At 51.2% G+C, this 3,081-nt stretch carries 2 rRNA genes; both read left to right on the plus strand.

Annotated features, from left to right (window positions below):
• Positions 1-29: 29 nt before the first annotated feature.
• Positions 30-2,920, plus strand: a 23S ribosomal RNA gene (locus R7Z78_RS24115).
• Between the two features lie 93 nt (positions 2,921-3,013).
• A 5S ribosomal RNA gene (gene rrf, locus R7Z78_RS24120) occupies positions 3,014-3,081 on the plus strand; the annotation flags it as partial.

Below are 3,081 nucleotides of genomic sequence, written 5' to 3' on the forward strand. Positions count from 1 at the left end.
CATCAACTCGAAACTCCTTCGGGTTGTATGGTTAAGTGACTAAGCGTACACGGTGGATGCCTTGGCAGTCAGAGGCGATGAAGGACGTATTAACTTGCGATAAGCCCAGATTAGGTAGTAAAAACCATTTGAGTCTGGGATTTCCGAATGGGGAAACCCAATACCATAAGGTATTACTGTTGAGTGAATACATAGCTCAACAGGGCGAACCGGGGGAACTGAAACATCTAAGTACCCCGAGGAAAAGAAATCAACCGAGATTCCGAAAGTAGCGGCGAGCGAAATTGGACTAGCCCTTAAGCTTTACACGCGTTAGACGAACAGCCTGGAAAGGCCGACGATACAGGGTGATAGTCCCGTAGTTGACGACGTGTGTTCAGTGAAATCGAGTAGGGCGGGACACGTGATATCCTGTCTGAATATGGGGGGACCATCCTCCAAGGCTAAATACTACTGACTGACCGATAGTGAACCAGTACCGTGAGGGAAAGGCGAAAAGAACCCCTGTGAGGGGAGTGAAATAGAACCTGAAACCGTGTACGTACAAGCAGTAGGAGCAGGCTTTGTCCTGTGACTGCGTACCTTTTGTATAATGGGTCAGCGACTTATATTCAGTGGCAAGGTTAACCATCTAGGGGAGCCGTAGGGAAACCGAGTCTTAACTGGGCGTTCAGTCTCTGGATATAGACCCGAAACCAGGTGATCTAGCCATGGGCAGGTTGAAGGTTGAGTAACATCAACTGGAGGACCGAACCGACTAATGTTGAAAAATTAGCGGATGACTTGTGGCTAGGGGTGAAAGGCCAATCAAACCTGGAGATAGCTGGTTCTCCCCGAAAGCTATTTAGGTAGCGCCTCGGACGAATACTACTGGGGGTAGAGCACTGTTAAGGCTAGGGGGTCATCCCGACTTACCAACCCTTTGCAAACTCCGAATACCAGTAAGTACTATCCGGGAGACACACGGCGGGTGCTAACGTCCGTCGTGGAGAGGGAAACAACCCAGACCGCCAGCTAAGGTCCCAAATTACTACTAAGTGGGAAACGATGTGGGAAGGCTCAGACAGCCAGGATGTTGGCTTAGAAGCAGCCATCATTTAAAGAAAGCGTAATAGCTCACTGGTCGAGTCGGCCTGCGCGGAAGATGTAACGGGGCTAAGTAGTAAACCGAAGCTGCGGCAATGCACTTTAGTGCATTGGGTAGGGGAGCGTTCTGTAAGCGGTTGAAGGTGTGTGGTAACGCATGCTGGACGTATCAGAAGTGCGAATGCTGACATGAGTAACGATAAAGGGGGTGAAAAACCTCCTCGCCGGAAGACCAAGGGTTCCTGTCCAACGTTAATCGGGGCAGGGTAAGTCGACCCCTAAGGCGAGGCCGAAAGGCGTAGTCGATGGGAAACGGGTTAATATTCCCGTACTTCTTACAATTGCGATGGGGGGACGGAGAAGGCTAGGTGGGCCTGGCGACGGTTGTCCAGGTTCAAGTGCGTAGGCTGAGAAATTAGGTAAATCCGGTTTCTCTTAAGGCTGAGACACGACGTCGAGCATCTACGGATGTGAAGTCATTGATGCCATGCTTCCAGGAAAAGCCTCTAAGCTTCAGATTGTAAGGAATCGTACCCCAAACCGACACAGGTGGTCGGGTAGAGAATACCAAGGCGCTTGAGAGAACTCGGGTGAAGGAACTAGGCAAAATGGTACCGTAACTTCGGGAGAAGGTACGCTCTCGACGGTGAAGTCCCTCGCGGATGGAGCTATTGAGAGTCGCAGATACCAGGTGGCTGCAACTGTTTATTAAAAACACAGCACTGTGCAAAATCGCAAGATGACGTATACGGTGTGACGCCTGCCCGGTGCCGGAAGGTTAATTGATGGGGTTAGACTTCGGTCGAAGCTCTTGATCGAAGCCCCGGTAAACGGCGGCCGTAACTATAACGGTCCTAAGGTAGCGAAATTCCTTGTCGGGTAAGTTCCGACCTGCACGAATGGCGTAATGATGGCCACGCTGTCTCCACCCGAGACTCAGTGAAATTGAAATCGCTGTGAAGATGCAGTGTACCCGCGGCTAGACGGAAAGACCCCGTGAACCTTTACTACAGCTTGGCACTGAACATTGACCCTACATGTGTAGGATAGGTGGGAGGCTTTGAAGCGCAGTCGCTAGATTGCGTGGAGCCGTCCTTGAAATACCACCCTTGTAGTGTTGATGTTCTAACGTCGACCCCTCATCGGGGTTGCGGACAGTGCCTGGTGGGTAGTTTGACTGGGGCGGTCTCCTCCCAAAGCGTAACGGAGGAGCACGAAGGTGGGCTAATCACGGTTGGACATCGTGAGGTTAGTGCAATGGCATAAGCCCGCTTGACTGCGAGAATGACAATTCGAGCAGGTGCGAAAGCAGGTCATAGTGATCCGGTGGTTCTGAATGGAAGGGCCATCGCTCAACGGATAAAAGGTACTCCGGGGATAACAGGCTGATACCGCCCAAGAGTTCATATCGACGGCGGTGTTTGGCACCTCGATGTCGGCTCATCACATCCTGGGGCTGAAGTCGGTCCCAAGGGTATGGCTGTTCGCCATTTAAAGTGGTACGCGAGCTGGGTTTAGAACGTCGTGAGACAGTTCGGTCCCTATCTGCCGTGGGCGTTGGAGAATTGAAAGGGGCTGCTCCTAGTACGAGAGGACCGGAGTGGACGAACCTCTGGTGTTCGGGTTGTGTCGCCAGACGCATTGCCCGGTAGCTAAGTTCGGGATCGATAACCGCTGAAAGCATCTAAGCGGGAAGCGAGCCTTGAGATGAGTTCTCCCTGATACTTTAAGTATCCTAAAGGGTTGTCGTAGACTACGACGTTGATAGGCAGGGTGTGTAAGCGTTGTGAGGCGTTGAGCTAACCTGTACTAATTGCCCGTGAGGCTTAACCATACAACACCCAAGGGGTTTTGATGGACTCAATGAAAGAACATTGAATGTGTAAGAACGAGAATTAAAAAACAGCTTTCCAGATTAAAGAATTTGCTTGGCGACCATAGCGTTTTGGACCCACCTGATTTCCATGCCGAACTCAGAAGTGAAACGAAATAGCG

Origin of the sequence: Vibrio sp. 1167 (assembly GCF_033340375.1) — a bacterium.
Taxonomy (GTDB): Bacteria; Pseudomonadota; Gammaproteobacteria; order Enterobacterales; family Vibrionaceae; genus Vibrio; species Vibrio alginolyticus.